The following is a 13851-nucleotide window of genomic DNA, read 5'->3' as shown; positions in this document are numbered from 1 at the left end:
AGTGAATATCTGGGGAACGCATCGCTGGAAACCCCGGACCAGGGCAATGGCCGCCCTTGTTGCCATCGTGTTGTCCGGGTATGCCTGGACTGCAGCCGGTGCCCAAACGCCCGCCCCGCCGGGCCCCTCCGCGCCGTCGGTGGCAGTCCACCCGGACAGCCACCGCAACGTCACGCGCTCCCTGGCCGGCCACCGGCACCAGGCGGTATGTGCGCCCGCCACACTGGGCCATGCCAGCTGCGACGCCGTCAAGGACCTGGATGTCAGTGGCCCCCTCGCATCAGCTTCCACCGTGCCGTACGGCTATGCGCCGTCGGACCTGCAGGCCGCCTACAAACTCCCGGCCGCAACGGCTGGAGCCGGAGTGACGGTGGCGGTGGTGGACGCCTACGATGACCCAACGGCGGAATCGGACCTTGCGGCCTACCGGGCCAAGTTCGGACTCCCTGGGTGCACGGCATCCAACGGATGCTTTGCGAAGGTTGACCAGCGCGGCGGCGCGGCCTATCCGCGCGCCGACGCGGGCTGGTCCACTGAAATCAGCCTGGACCTGGACATGGTTTCTGCTGCGTGTCCGCTGTGCAACATCCTGCTGGTGGAGGCCGACACAACCTCGATTGCCGACCTGGGCGCCGCCGTGAACATGGCAGCCGCCAAGGGCGCAGTGGCTGTTTCCAACAGCTACGGAACCCCGTCCAGCAGCCTCGATTCCTCTTTTGATGGTTATTACAACCACCCCGGCGTCGCCGTGACCGCGAGCGCCGGCGACACTGGCTACGGCGCCGAATATCCAGCAGCGTCCGCGTACGTAACGGCCGTGGGCGGGACGAGCCTGAGCCGGGATGCGAGTGCCCGGGGGTGGGCGGAAAGCGCCTGGTCCGGCTCCGGCAGTGGCTGTTCCTTTGCTTCCACCAAGCCGGCGTGGCAGTCTGACGCCGGCTGCACCACCCGCACCGTCACCGACGTTTCGGCCGTGGCGGACCCGGGAACGGGGCTGGCCGTTTACAGCGCCGCCACGGGTTGGACTGTCGTCGGGGGAACCAGTGCATCCGCACCCTTGATTGCCGCCGTGTACGCCATGGCGGGGGTGCCGGCGTCGGGCAGCAATCCGGCGCAATTCCCGTACCTCCATGCCGCGCAGCTCAATGACGTTGTGACAGGAAGCAACGGCAGCTGCTCCGCCGCCTACCTGTGCTCCAGCACCGTCGGATACGACGGGCCCACCGGGCTGGGGACTCCGGCAGGGGTGGCGGCGTTTGCCGGCGGCGCGGCCCAACCCACGCCCACTCCAACGCCGTCGCCCACTCCAACGCCGTCGCCCACTCCAACGCCGTCGCCCACGCCAACACCCGTGCCAACGCCAACACCCGTGCCGACTCCGACAGTCCACGCCATTACCTCGCCCGCAGACACCGTCTACGCTAATTCGTCCGGCCTGCTCTTTGATGTGCCGGCCGCCGGAGCCGGAAAGTCCGGCCCTGCCAAACAGATCGGCCATGGCTTCACCAACATCCGCGACATGCACGTCACGGACTGGAACAGCGACGGTGTCCTCGACCTGCTTGTCCAATGGAACAGCGGCAGGGTGAACGTTTACCTGGGAGCCGGCGGGGGACTGGCGTACGGCCCAGTCATCGCTTCCCAGGGGTGGCAGGGCGTAACACTCACCGTGGGCAAGTGGTCCACGAAAGCACCCTATCCGTGGCTTGTGGGCACCAACAGTGCAGGGGGATTGTATTACTGGGCCAACACCCGCGGGACAACGGTGCAGACCGCCGTGAAGATCGGAAATGGCTGGACAGGCCTAAAGATTACGCAGCTCGACTTTGATGCCGACGGCCGCCCCGACCTCCTGGTCCGTCAAACGAGCGGCGCGATGCTCCTCTATCGCGGCAACGGCACCGGGCAGATCGTCTATGAGACCCGCCGGGTGATTGGCTCAGGGTGGCAGGGGTATGACGCACTGAGCCCGGTTTTCGGATTCGCAAGATCCGGCAGCAGGGGCTTGGTCGCCCGTAACATCTCGACCGGTACGCGCTATTACTACCCGGTGTACACGGGGTACTGGGGTCCGCGCATTGCCTTGTCAGGCAATTGGCAGAAACTCACCCTGGCAGATTGACGTCCGCGCCGGCCGCACCAGCCTGGCGAGCGGGGCTGACGACGACAACGGGCAGGTCCCCGTCCGTCTCAATGGCGTCGCCGCCGCCGTTGCGGCTGTGGTAGCCGGTGGAGAAGTGCCGGATGGTGTGGACGGAAGCCCCGCCGCGGGCCAGGGCCGCCACCACCAGGTCACGTTCCTGGTCGGTGTTTTCGGCAATCTTGTGAGTGATTTGAAAGGTAAACAGGGACAGGCCCACCCGGCGGTCAAAGGTGGCTGCACCCACCAGGTCGACGTCGAAGCCGCCGGGCAGCTTCCAGCCCTCGGGGCAGGACCAGAACCTGACATGGTGCCGCTGCGCCGGGCTGCCGTCGACTTCCAGCTCGAAGGCGAGGGTTTGCTTGCGGCTGAAGACAAAGAGCGGGCTCACGGGCGCCGCGGGGTAGCTGCGGCGCATCACGGAATCCCTGGCGATCCGCCAGCTGCTGCGCAGCGTGACGGGATCCGGCTCGGTCCAGCCGGCGGCCAGCATGGCCCGGCGAAGCTCCCCGGTGCTGCCAACCACTGCCAGGTTGACCGGGTCGCCGAGCAGGCCGTCAACGGTGCGCGTGCGGCCAATGAAATAGTCGGGGACATACAGTCCGGACAGGACGCGGTTCAGGCGCGGCAGGAGTACATAGGCGGCCAACACCCACACGACAATGAAAAGCCACGGCTGGCGCAACCGGTCGCGAACCTCCGTGGCAACGAGAAAGTAGATCAGCCAGCCGGCTCCCACAATGATGAGCAGGAACACGGCCCTTTGAAACCAGAGACGGGCCGTGCTCTCCAGGCGACGGCGGCGGACAACCGGGGCTGACACTCCGGCCCCCGGCGCGCCTGCCCCCGGACCTCCGACGCCCGGCGCGCCCCTGCCAACCGGTGCGGTGTTGTCGCCGGCCCGGGCACCAGTTCTGCGGTCGGGTTCACTGGTGGAATTGGCATCCATCACTCCAGTATGGCCGCGTGGCGGCTGTTCGTCCTCCCTCCAGCCGCGCGTAATATCGGCTGCCGGCCGTGACACACTTCTGCACGGGTCTCCGGCGCGGTGCAGCGACGAAGGTGAAAAGATGTCAGCCGCGCGCCACGCGTTTTAAAGGCAACCTGCCACCGGTGGTATGTCCGGGCCTGAAAATGAGTCATGGCAGGCAGCGCCGTGCGTTGTCACATCTGTCAAGTAACGGAGAATAGAGCTGGATTCATCCGATGTCTCATGGTTGGGTTGAGTGGCGCGGGTCACGCGACTGGCGCGAAATCAAAAGCCAAGGACATCCAATGACACTCGAGAATTCACCAATCATCAAACGCATTGCCGGGGCCGGGGCTGCGGCCCTGGTGGCCGGCGCCCTCATCCTCACCGCCGCTCCGGGGGCCCTGGCCGGCGGGCAGGCCGAGGACGGCCAGGCTGCGGGCACCACGGCTGCGGGCAGCGCGGGCTCATCCGCGGTGCCGGCCATCTACCCGGTGCCGCAATCCGTGGCGGCACAGGGCCGGGAAGTACCCCTGAACGGCAGGGTCACTCTGGTGGTCGGGCGCACCACCGACAAGGCGGCCGTGACGGCCGCAACCACGCTGCTAAGCGGCGAGGGCAACAACGTCAATGTCGTGACCGGCGCGCAGGACATCAAGAACGGCAGCGTCATCTACCTCGGTACGCCCCAGGACAACCCCACCGTGAAGGACGCACTGGGCAAGCTTGGCATCGACGCCGCTCCGACGCTGGCGCACGCCGAAGGCTATGTCCTGGCCACCGGCTCCATCGACGGCCTGGACACGGCGGTGCTGGCCGGTGCGGACAACAACGGCACCTTCTACGCCGTTCAAACGCTCCGCCAGGTCATCAACAAAAAGGCGATCGCGCCGGTCCGGGTCCTGGACTGGCCGCTCATGAGCGTGCGCGGGACGGTGGAAGGCTTTTACGGCACCCCGTGGTCTCACCAGGCCCGGCTGGACCAGTTCGCCTTTTACGGCCAGCAGAAGATGAACACCTACATCTACTCGCCCAAAGACGATCCCCTCCTCCGTGCCCAGTGGCGTGAGCTGTACACCGGGACCGAACAGCAGCAGCTGAAGGAACTCATCGACACTGCCGCCGCAAACCACGTGAAATTCACGTATGCGCTCTCACCGGGCAACGACATCTGCTACTCGAACAAGGCGGACCTGGACTCGACAGTTGCCAAGTTTGACTCCCTCTACTCGCTGGGCGTCCGCGACTTCTACATCGCCCTGGACGACATTGCCCCGTACCTGCAGTGCGCCGCTGACAAGGCCATGTTCCCCAAGACGAACTTCAAGGGACTCGCCGATGCCCAGGCCTACTACCTTAACGCTGTCAATGCCCAGTTCATCAAGACACACCCCGACGCCGGCGCCCTGCAGATGGTCCCCACCAACTATGCCGGCTCCGCCGCGGATCCCTACAAGGGCGAACTGGGCCTGGCCATGGACAAGGACATCCTGCTCCAGTGGACCGGCGAACAGGTGGTCTCGCACAGGATCACCACGGCCAGCACCAAGGCCGCCCAAGTCACCTACGGCACGGCGTCCGATCCCCGCGGCCTGTTCATCTGGGACAACTACCCGGTCAACGACTTCGCCCAAAACAAGCTGTTTTTGGCCCCGCTGATCGGCCGCGATGCCGACCTCTACACCTCCACTGCGGGCATCACCGCCAACCCGATGATCGAGTCCTACGCTTCCCTCCCCACCCTGTTCAACTTCGCAGACTTCACCTGGAACGGCCCCGCCTACCAGCCGCGGCAGTCCATGGACGCCGCCCTCAAACTGCTTGCCGGCACCGGGAAGGGTGCGCTGGAATCCCTCACTGCCTTCGCTGACCTCAACCAGAACTGGCAGAACGACTCCCTGACGCCGAGCGCGCCGGCGCTTTCGGCCGACGTCGCCGCCTTCTGGGCCCAGTACGACGCCGGGACGTTCCCTGTGCATTCCGCCCTCGCCGACCGCGCGGCACTGATCCGGCAAATGCCCCAGGACCTGGCCGGCATGGCTTCGGCCGGCTTCTACTCCGACACGAAGCACTGGATCGACACGGCCGCCAACTGGGGCGGAGCCACCGGCTATGCCCTTGACATGCTCCGGGCAGTCACGAAGGGCGACGGCCCCGCCGTGGTCCAGGCCCGGACCAGGCTGAACGCCGCCGTCGCCGCGGCGGGTGCGGCCACGCAGCCCACCCTGGACCAGGGGCTGGTGGTCCCCCAAGTTGGTGACGGCGTCTTCGGACAGTTCATCACCAAGGCCAAGTCCGTTGCGGACGCCTGGCTCGGGGCAGTGCCGACGGCAGGATCGGCACCAACGGCCGTGACCAGCTTCGCGCCCTACGGCAACAACACCGCCGACAAGATGTTCGACGGCGACACCGGCACCATCTTCTGGACGAACAGCGCCCCGGCCGTCGGCTCCACCATCGGGGCCGACCTGGGCGGCCCCGCCAGCATCACAGGCGTCAAAATCCAGCAGTCCGACTCCGACACCGTCAGCGCCGACATGATGTACCACGCGTTGCTGCAGTACTCCGTGGACGGCGCCACCTGGACCGACGCGGGCACCTTCGACAACGCCCCCGTCATTTCCGCCACCTTCGCCACACCCGTGACGGCCCGCTACGTGCGGATCATTGCCACGGCCCCCAACCCCGGCGGGAAGTGGATCAAGGTCCGCGAATTCACCGTCAACACCGTCCCCATGGGGGTGACGTCCACCATCCCCTCGGCGGACGGCAGTGTGCTTTCCGCCGCCGTGGACGGCAGGGTGGACACGGCTTGGACCGGTGCCCGCCCGGCCGTGGCCGGGGACAACATCACCCAGTTGTTTGACCCGCGCACGGTGCCGGCAATAACTGTGGTCGGCACCGCTGCCGGGACCGTCGAGGTCCAGCGCGGGGGCGCCTGGACGGCGGCCGGCCGGCTCAAGTCCGGCTACACGAACGTGTCCGTGGGCGGCAATCCCGTCACCGGCATCCGGCTTGTCCTGGACGCGGGCGCGGCACCGGTGGTCAATGAGATCATCGTGGGCGCAGCCCGGTAACGCCCTCCAGCGCGCGGCCGGTGCCGCCGTCGAGCCCTGAAAACCAAGGCACGACGGCGGCACCCGCCGGTTTGGTGCCCGCCCCGCGTCGATGACAGCCTTGTCAAGGCACAGTGGCTAGGCTGGTCAAACATCTACCTTGAGGAAATCCATGATTCGTCGCGCTTGCGCCCTTGCGCTTTCGTTTGGCCTGGTCCTGTCGGCCGTGGTTGCATGCTCCCCGCCCAAGGACGACGGGACGGCAGCGGCCACAGCGCTTGCAGCCGCCCTGACCAGCCACACCGTCGGTGCCGTGGCGTTTGACAAGCCGGCCGCCGAGGTCCAAAAGGAGCTGGCCGCCCTGGCAAAGGGGATCGACCCGGTGTGGCCCAAGGTCAGCGTTGCCCAAGTGGCCCTGGGGGAGAAGGACACGGCCCGGGTGTCGCTGAACTACTCCTGGTCCCTCCCCAAGCAGGCCAAGCCGTGGACGTATGCAACCGGGGCGGACATGAAGCGCAACGGCACGGGATGGACCATCACCTGGACGCCGGCCATGGTGGAGCCAAGGCTGCTGCCCGGCGAGGGCCTAAAGATCTCCACCACGTACCCGCAGCGGGCCTCCATCCTGGACTCGGCCGGACAGGCCATCGTCAAGGAACGGCCTGTCCAAACCGTCGGGATCAACAAGGACGGCCTGGACGAGGCGCAGGCCGAGGCGGGTGCGAAAGCCCTGGCCGCCGTGGTTGGCATTGACCCGGCCGCCTACGTGGCCAAGGTCAAGGCCTACGGCCCCGTGGCCTTTGTGGACGCAATCACGCTGCGCGATGACGCTTTCGCCGCACTGCCGCCAGGGCAGCTGAAGGCGGTCCAGGGGTTCCTGGCCGTGCCGGGGACGCTGCCGCTGGCACCCACCCGCACCTTTGCGCAGGCCATCCTGGGCTCCGTGCACCAGGCCACGGCCGAGGACATTGCCAACTCCAAGGGCCAGGTGGTGGCCGGGGAAATAGTGGGCGGCAGCGGCCTGCAGGCGTCCCAGGGTGCCCAGTTGGAAGGAACGCCGGGCGTCACCGTGGAGGCCGTGCCGGCCGCCCTGCCCTCCGCCGGGGCAACTGCCACGGCCACGGACGGGAGTACACCGGCACCCGCCGCCGCGAACAGCCAAGCTGCGAAAATCCTCTTCAGCGCAGCCCCCGTGGACGGCAAGGACGTCAAGACCACGCTGGTCCAAAAGCTGCAAACTGATGCTGAAAGTGCGCTCACCGACGTCAAGACGCCAAGCTCCGTGGTGGTCATCAAGCCCTCCACGGGCGCCATCCTGGCTGCCGCCAACGGACCCGACAGCAACGGCTACAACACGGCCTTCCTTGGCCAGTATGCGCCCGGTTCCACGTTCAAAATCGCCACCTCGCTGGGGCTGTTCCGCGAAGGCATGACGCCGGCCTCCACGCTCAGCTGCACGCCGGAATTCACGGCGGACGGCAAGAAATTCCTCAACGCGCCCGGTTATGCGGCGGAGGCCACGGGCCAGGTGTCCATGACAGTTGCCATTGCCCACTCCTGCAACACGGCGTTTGTGTCGCAATTTGAAAAATTGTCCCAGGCCAAGCTGGCGGACGCCGCCGGTGCCCTGGGCATTGGCATGACCAACAATCTTGGCATAGACGCGTTCACCGGTTCCGTGCCGCGCGATTCAGCCGGCACCGAGCACGCCGCCTCCATGATCGGGCAGGGCAAGGTGCTGGTGTCCCCGCTGGACCTCGCCACCATGATGGCCACGGTGGTCAAGGGTTCGGTGGTGGTTCCCGAGCTGATTGAGGGCCACGACGGCAAGGCGGGCCAGGTGGGAGGCTCCGCGTTGACCGCCAAGGAAGCAGACGGCCTGCGCACCATGATGCGTTCCGTGGTGACCGACGGCTACCTGGGCGTCCTCGCTGACTTGCCGGGCGCCCCCGCCATAGGCAAGACGGGCACCGCGGAGTTTGGCACCGCGACGCCGCCGCACACGCATTCCTGGGTCATTGCGGCCCAGGGCGACGTGGCCGTGGCGGTGTTTGTGGAGGACGGGGACCTCGGGGCGGTCACGGCCGGTCCGATCGCGCGGAAAATGTTGCAGGCAGCAGCCGGCAACTGAATTGCGTCTGCACCAGCTGGGTCCCGGCTGTGGCTCACCCCAATTGCTCGGCGAGGAACTCCAGCGTCTCCGTCCAGGCAATCCGGGCAGCTTCCGGCCGGTAGGCAACAGGGTTGCTGTCATTGAAAAACGCGTGCCCGGCACCGGAAAAGACCGTGTACCGGAAATCCACCCCGGCCTCACGCATGCGTGAAATCAATTCCGGCAGCGTGTCCGTCAGCGCAGTGTCCTCCTCGCCGTAAAACGCCAAAATGGGGCTCTTCACCCCGGCCAGCTCCGCCACGGTGTAGTTCGCCTGGCCGTAAAACGGCACTGCTGCCGCGAGCCCGGGTTCGGACACCGCCAGCGCAAACGCATATGTTCCGCCAAAGCAGTAACCGACGACGGCGGTTCTCACGGCCTGCCCAACGCCGTCGTCGAGGTGGTGGAAAGCGGCAGCGACGCCCGCCTGGATTCGCGCGGCCTTTCCGGGGTCGCGCAGGGGCCCGGTGGCCGCCCTGATCTTGGGCTGGACGGCCGTCCGCTTGGCCGGATCGCTCCTGTCCGCGCCCAGCTCGGCCAGCAACGTTGCATCCAGCCCGGCGAGCCCCATCAAGTCAGGGGCCAGGGCCAGGTACCCCTCGGCGGCGAACCTGTCGGCCACATTTTTGATGTGCCCGGTCAGTCCCCAGATTTCGTGGATGACCACCACGGCGCCGCGCAGAGGCCCGACAGCTTCGGCCTGATAGGCCTGGATGGTTTCACCGGCTGCGGTGAAGCTAATCATGGTTCCCATGGTGACACTTTCACACGATTCGCGCGGTGGCGCCAGAGGGGGGCTACGCGGCGCTGGCCACCCAGCCGTCCGGGGTGGTGCCGCCCTCGAGAAAGTCCAGCAGCTCGGTGCTGGCGGCTCCGTCCAGGAGCTGGTCCGCCTGGGTGTAGATGATGGGCTCTTCCTTGGAATTGTGGGCGTCGAGCAATGCCAGCAGCCCCGTGCAGGCATCCCGCACTGCCGCTGTGTCTGCCGCCGCAGCCAGCAGTGCTTCCACGGCGTCCATGGAACGCCAGAGTTCCCCGTGCTCGCGCAGCATGACGAAAATGGGACCCATGAGCCCGGCGGCCTTCAGCGGCGGGAACAGGAACTGCTCTTCAAGGTAGATGTGCCGCCGCAGCCCGGCCAGCGCGGCCCGGAGCGGCGCAGGGTCTGCCGTGCCGCCCAGGCTGGCCAGATACGCCTCGATGCCGCCGTCAATGTCCCGGTGTTCAATCTCCAGTGCCTTGCCCAGCGTTGCGTCTTCCACGACTGCTCCCTTTCGGATTCTTCTTGGATTCACTCCTTCTCTCAGGCTACTCCGGGATGATGTCGCGGGTGCGGAATCGCCAAACGCCCAGGGCCCCAAGGCCCACGGCAATGGCCGTCAGCACCAGGACGGGCGGCAGCGAAAAGTCAACGGCCGGCATCCTCGGAACAGCCCCAAACGGGGTGGCCTTGATGGCGCTTTCGGACAGTGAAAACAGGGGCCCGAACATTGCCACCACCACCGAAACGCCGTAAATTGCCCAGCTCAGGCTGACGCTTTGCCGCGGCAGGAACCCGTGCAGGAACAGCATGGCGCCCATCATCAGCAGCACGGCGGGCCAGTAGGCAAACGCGGCCCATGCCATGGCGGAACCGCTTGCCGCCCCGTTGGAGGAGACGCCCGTGAGCCAGCCGCCCAGCAGCAGCATCAGTGCGGAGCCTGCCGCGGCCACGGCGATGTGGGCGCCGAGCCACCGGGTCCGCGCCAGCGATCCGGCGAGCTGGGATTCGAGCCGCCCGCCGGATTCCTCGGCGCGGGCGCCGGAGAGGCTCTGCAGGGCAAACGCGCCAGCCAGCATGCCTGTGAACAGCACGAAGGTGCCCAGGATGCCGTTGAGCATGTCGTGGGATCCGCCCAGGAAGGCCTTGGCAACGGTGTTTGACGGGTCCAGGACGCTGGTCATGGCCTTCGCCACGCTGCCAAAGAACAGGCCGGCCACAATGGCGCCGAACAGCCAGGAAATGAGCGTGGCCCGCTGCAGCCTCAGGGACAGGCCCAGGGGGGAGGCCAGGAACGCGGTGGCACGGGCCGGCCCCGGGCGTGCCGGCAGCAATCCCATGCCCAAGTCGCGGCGGGTTTCAATGCGCAGGGCCAGGATGCACGCGGCGGCGGCGAGGGCCAGCAGTGCCAGGAAAGGCCACCACGTGTCCTGGGCGTAGGAACGCATGTTCTGCCCCCAGCCGATCGGCGAGAACCAGCTCAGTGCCGTGACGTTGGTGTCATGGGCATCCACGTCGGCAACGGCCCGGATGAGATAGAACACGGCAAGCACCGCCACGCCCAGGGAGTTGGCGCCGCGGCTGGTGGAAGCCAGCTGCCCGCAGAGCGCGGAGACCCCCACAAACGCCAGCCCGACGCCGGCGACCGAGCCGCCCAGCACCCACGACCCCGCCGCAGGCAGCTTGTCCGAAAGGGCCAACAGTGAAATCAGCAGGCCTGTCACAACGCTGAGGCTGCCGGCAACGGTGTAGTTGGCCAGGCTGAAGGCATGCCGTCCCAGGGCGGAGCCGCGCAGCAGCTCGGTGCGCCCTGCCTCCTCATCGGCGCGGCCGTTGCGGGTCACCAGGAAGATGGAGGCAAACCCCAGGGCGACGGCGAGCGTCATCCAAATCTTGATGACCAGAATGCCGCCCAGGCTGCCGGCCGCATAGGGCAGGCCCGTCATGGCCGCAATGGCGGGGGTGTTGGCCACATTGGCGTAGGCGTCGCGGGCCGCCTGGGTGGGAAAGGTGGCCTGCTGGGACGTGTAGACGATGGGGATCATCATGGCCAGGACAGCCGCCCAAATCACCAGGCGCAGCCAGTTGCGGCGCAGGATGAACCTCACGGACAGGCCGAAGCCGGCCAGCGTTGACATGGCCGCCGGCGCCGCCGCAACGTGCAGGCGGGGGGCTGCGATGCTCATCGCGCACCCGCCGTCTGCGCCGCCGTCGTGCCAGTCCCGGAGCCCTTGCCCGCTGCGGCAGGGGCCCCGGCGGCGCCGTAGTGGCGCAGGAACAGTTCCTCAAGGGATGGCGGGCTGGAGACCAGGGTGCGCGGCGCGTAGGCTGCGATGGCGGCCAGGACGCCGCCCAGGGCTTCCTCGCCCACGGTGAAAGTGGCCCTGTTGCCGTCCGCGGCAAGGTCGTTGATGCCGGGCACGCCGGCCAGTACGGTCGCTTCGCGGTCAAGGGTTACCGAAACGGTGGTGCGGTGCAGGTGGCGGAGTTCGTCCAGCCGGCCCGCCTCAACCGTCCGGCCGTCCCGGATGATCGTCACCGTGTCGCAGAGCTTTTCCACTTCGGCGAAAATGTGGCTGGAGAGCAGCACGCTGCGGCCCTGCCCCTTGACCTCCCTGATGCAGTCGGTGAACACCTGTTCCATGAGCGGGTCCAGGCCCGACGTCGGCTCATCCAGGATCAGCAGCTCGGCGCTTGAGGCCAGGCCCGCCACCAGCGCCACCTTCTGCCGGTTGCCCTTGGAATAGCTGCGAGCCTTCTTGCTCGGGTCCAGCTCAAACCGGGCCAGCAGTTCGTCGCGCTGGGCCGTGTCCACGCCGCCGCGCAACCGGGCGAGGATGTCGATGGCCTGGCCGCCGGTGAGGTTGGGCCACAGGCTGACGTCCCCCGGAACGTACGCGATGCGCCGGTGAAGCTCGACGGCGTCGCGCCAGGGAACGCCGCCCAGGAGAGTGGCGCTTCCCCCGTCGGCCCGCAACAGGCCGAGCAGGATGCGGATGGTGGTGGACTTTCCTGAACCGTTGGGGCCCAGGAAGCCCGCAACGGTGCCCTGCTCAACCTGCAGGTCCAGGCCTGCCAATGCCGTGGTCGTCCCGAACCGCTTGCGCAGTCCCGTGACCTCAACGGCCGGAATGTTTGGGGACATGGTGTTTCCTTACCTTGCTAAAGGTTCTCCCGCGCGGCCCGCGGGCGGGTTGGTGTTGGCGGCCCGGAAGGACAGGTACTGGTCCAGGTAGCTGCTGTCGGTGAAAACGCCCTCTGTGTACAGCTCCAGGGTTGGGAGCATGGTCTCGGCCATGTACTGCTCCATGACAGCGGGGAAATCGTCCAGGCGCACGTCGGGGCGCATGGCCAAGTTCACCAGCATGCTGCCGATCGACTGCTGCACCATGTAGCGCGCCCGGGCGGCCTCATCGCGGCTGGGGACCACCAGGCCCCGCGCCACGGCGTCCGCCGTGAAGGCCGCAGCCTCGGCCACCATGTTTTCGATGAACGTGCGCCCTGCCGCGCTGCCGTCCTGGACGCTGCGCAATATGTAGACCATCAGCAGCCCGCCCTCATGGGAGGACGGCAGCTGGGCAAACACGCGCGTGGCGGGCACATTAATGCTGTCCTCCTTCATGATGCGGTAACGTTCCAGGACAGTGGCGTCGCACTCGGCGCGCAGTTCCTCCTTTGAACCGAAGTGGTGGCGGACCAGCCCCGCGCTGACGCCCGCCCGGGCCGCAATGGCGCGCAGCGATTCGTCAAAGCCGTGCGCGGCAAAGCCCTCAATGGCGGCGTCTCGCAGCCTTGCCCGGCCGGTCAGGTCCTCCTGTGCTGTACTCATGAATAGCAGACTACTCGCGTGTATAGTCGTTGGCAACAACCATTTCCGGACTGGCTTTTGCCTGGCCGTGAGGGGCCCGTCGGTGAGTCCCGGCGCGGGTAGGCTGGCCCCATGGACACACGCGAACCGCTGCCGCCGCTGGCGCCGCTGGAGGATGCCTGCACTGTGGTGCTGCTGCGCGACGGAGCCGCAGGCCTTGAGGTGCTGATGCTGGAGCGGCCCGGCACCAGCCGCTCCTTCGCAGGGGCATGGGTGTTTCCCGGCGGGAAGGTGGATCCGGCGGATCGTCAGGGGCCCGGCGGAACGCCACTGACCGGCGGCCGGCTGCCCGGCGGCCGGCTGTCCGCAATCCAGGCTGCGGACGCGGCGGCGCGCACGGCCGGGCTGCGTGAGGTCCTGGAGGAAACGGGGCAGCTGTTGCGCAGCGACAGCTTGGTGCCGCTGTCCCAGTGGACTCCCATGCAGCGGCTGCCGCGCCGTTACCGCACCTGGTTCTTTCTCGCGGAGGCTCCGTCCGCGCAGGTCCGCCTGAACCCGGGGGAGCATGTCGACCATGCCTGGCTTGCGCCGGCGGCGGCACTTGCCAGGCATGCGCGCGGCGAGATGCAGCTGGTGCCTCCCACCTGGGTGACGCTGCACCAGTTGGCTGGCTGGGCCACGGTAGGCCAGGCACTCGAGGCCGCCACGGCCGCCACCCCATTTTCCTACAACAGCCACCTGCTGCCGCCCGCCATGTCTCCCGGCGTGCCGTCAGCAACGGGCGACGGCGGCGTCGCCGCGCCTGGGGCCCCGTCCGGTGTGGTGTGGGCCGGGGACGAGGACTACCCGGATGCTGCGGGGGCGGGTCCGGACGGTGCGCGCCACCGGCTGACCATGACGAAGCTGCCGTGGGTGTTTGAACGGACGGGGTTGTAGCCACAGTCCGCGCCTTAGACTGGGCACAT

10 protein-coding genes are annotated in these 13851 nt (G+C 67.5%); 4 read left to right on the top strand and 6 right to left on the bottom strand.

What is annotated here, in order from left to right; genetic code table 11:
* Positions 1 to 46 precede the first annotated feature (46 nt).
* Positions 47 to 2122 carry a S53 family peptidase gene (locus G6N77_RS19615; RefSeq protein ID WP_205678016.1) on the top strand — a complete coding sequence of 692 codons (2076 nt, stop codon included), beginning with the start codon at positions 47 to 49 and terminating at the stop codon, positions 2120 to 2122.
* On the opposite strand, the gene G6N77_RS05535 is transcribed toward G6N77_RS19615, so the two are convergent.
* Positions 2106 to 3089 carry an LssY C-terminal domain-containing protein gene (locus G6N77_RS05535; RefSeq protein ID WP_205678015.1) on the bottom strand — a complete coding sequence of 328 codons (984 nt, stop codon included), beginning with the start codon at positions 3087 to 3089 and terminating at the stop codon, positions 2106 to 2108. The two genes, G6N77_RS19615 and G6N77_RS05535, sit on opposite strands and share 17 nt — an antisense overlap.
* Before the next feature lie 326 nt (positions 3090 to 3415).
* Here G6N77_RS05535 and G6N77_RS05530 point away from each other — a divergent pair, with 326 nt between their 5' ends.
* Both G6N77_RS05530 and G6N77_RS05525 read left to right on the top strand, forming a co-directional pair.
* Positions 3416 to 6187: a glycoside hydrolase family 84 protein gene (locus tag G6N77_RS05530; RefSeq protein WP_165181025.1), complete on the top strand. Its 2772-nt coding sequence runs from the start codon at positions 3416 to 3418 to the stop codon at positions 6185 to 6187.
* Positions 6188 to 6338: 151 nt separating this feature from the next.
* Entirely contained in the window at positions 6339 to 8297 is a 1959-nt protein-coding gene (locus G6N77_RS05525) for a penicillin-binding transpeptidase domain-containing protein (protein ID WP_165181024.1), read from the top strand.
* 34 nt (positions 8298 to 8331) lie between these two features.
* Here the strand turns inward: G6N77_RS05525 and G6N77_RS05520 are convergent, their stop codons facing one another.
* Genes G6N77_RS05520 through G6N77_RS05500 form a run of 5 tightly spaced genes read right to left on the bottom strand, consistent with a single transcriptional unit; the run spans position 8332 to position 12907 of the window.
* Positions 8332 to 9072: a dienelactone hydrolase family protein gene (locus G6N77_RS05520; protein WP_240901702.1), complete on the bottom strand. Its 741-nt coding sequence runs from the start codon at positions 9070 to 9072 to the stop codon at positions 8332 to 8334.
* Between the two features lie 43 nt (positions 9073 to 9115).
* Entirely contained in the window at positions 9116 to 9580 is a 465-nt protein-coding gene (locus G6N77_RS05515; RefSeq protein ID WP_165181023.1) for a hemerythrin domain-containing protein, read from the bottom strand.
* Positions 9581 to 9626: 46 nt separating this feature from the next.
* A complete protein-coding gene (locus tag G6N77_RS05510) occupies positions 9627 to 11264 on the bottom strand; it encodes an ABC transporter permease (RefSeq protein ID WP_165181022.1) in 1638 nt (545 codons plus the stop codon).
* Positions 11261 to 12223 (bottom strand): ABC transporter ATP-binding protein, encoded by a 963-nt coding sequence (locus G6N77_RS05505; protein ID WP_165181021.1) that lies wholly within the window; start codon positions 12221 to 12223, stop codon positions 11261 to 11263. The genes G6N77_RS05510 and G6N77_RS05505 overlap by 4 nt, the downstream gene beginning before the upstream one ends.
* A 9-nt stretch (positions 12224 to 12232) precedes the next feature.
* The gene (locus G6N77_RS05500) at positions 12233 to 12907 is read right to left on the bottom strand and encodes a TetR family transcriptional regulator (RefSeq protein WP_205678014.1); all 675 of its coding nucleotides are present in this window, start codon (positions 12905 to 12907) and stop codon (positions 12233 to 12235) included.
* A gap of 111 nt (positions 12908 to 13018) precedes the next feature.
* Between G6N77_RS05500 and G6N77_RS05495 the strand changes: the two genes are divergently transcribed.
* Positions 13019 to 13822 (top strand): NUDIX hydrolase, encoded by an 804-nt coding sequence (locus G6N77_RS05495; RefSeq protein WP_165181020.1) that lies wholly within the window; start codon positions 13019 to 13021, stop codon positions 13820 to 13822.
* Positions 13823 to 13851 lie beyond the last annotated feature (29 nt).

Source organism: Arthrobacter silviterrae (assembly GCF_011045165.1).
Lineage (GTDB): Bacteria > Actinomycetota > Actinomycetes > Actinomycetales > Micrococcaceae > Specibacter > Specibacter silviterrae.
Note: the sequence above shows the minus strand (reverse complement) of the source record. Positions and strands in the feature narration are given on the sequence as shown.

What these genes read in the sequence shown, in the direction of transcription:
- G6N77_RS19615 (WP_205678016.1), top strand. Translation starts at nt 47, where the DNA reads ATGGCCGCCCTTGTTGCCATCGTGTTGTCCGGGTATGCCTGGACTGCA.
- G6N77_RS05535 (WP_205678015.1), bottom strand. Translation starts at nt 3,089, where the DNA reads ATGGATGCCAATTCCACCAGTGAACCCGACCGCAGAACTGGTGCCCGG.
- G6N77_RS05530 (WP_165181025.1), top strand. Translation starts at nt 3,416, where the DNA reads ATGACACTCGAGAATTCACCAATCATCAAACGCATTGCCGGGGCCGGG.
- G6N77_RS05525 (WP_165181024.1), top strand. Translation starts at nt 6,339, where the DNA reads ATGATTCGTCGCGCTTGCGCCCTTGCGCTTTCGTTTGGCCTGGTCCTG.
- G6N77_RS05520 (WP_240901702.1), bottom strand. Translation starts at nt 9,072, where the DNA reads ATGGGAACCATGATTAGCTTCACCGCAGCCGGTGAAACCATCCAGGCC.
- G6N77_RS05510 (WP_165181022.1), bottom strand. Translation starts at nt 11,264, where the DNA reads ATGAGCATCGCAGCCCCCCGCCTGCACGTTGCGGCGGCGCCGGCGGCC.
- G6N77_RS05505 (WP_165181021.1), bottom strand. Translation starts at nt 12,223, where the DNA reads ATGTCCCCAAACATTCCGGCCGTTGAGGTCACGGGACTGCGCAAGCGG.
- G6N77_RS05500 (WP_205678014.1), bottom strand. Translation starts at nt 12,907, where the DNA reads ATGAGTACAGCACAGGAGGACCTGACCGGCCGGGCAAGGCTGCGAGAC.
- G6N77_RS05495 (WP_165181020.1), top strand. Translation starts at nt 13,019, where the DNA reads ATGGACACACGCGAACCGCTGCCGCCGCTGGCGCCGCTGGAGGATGCC.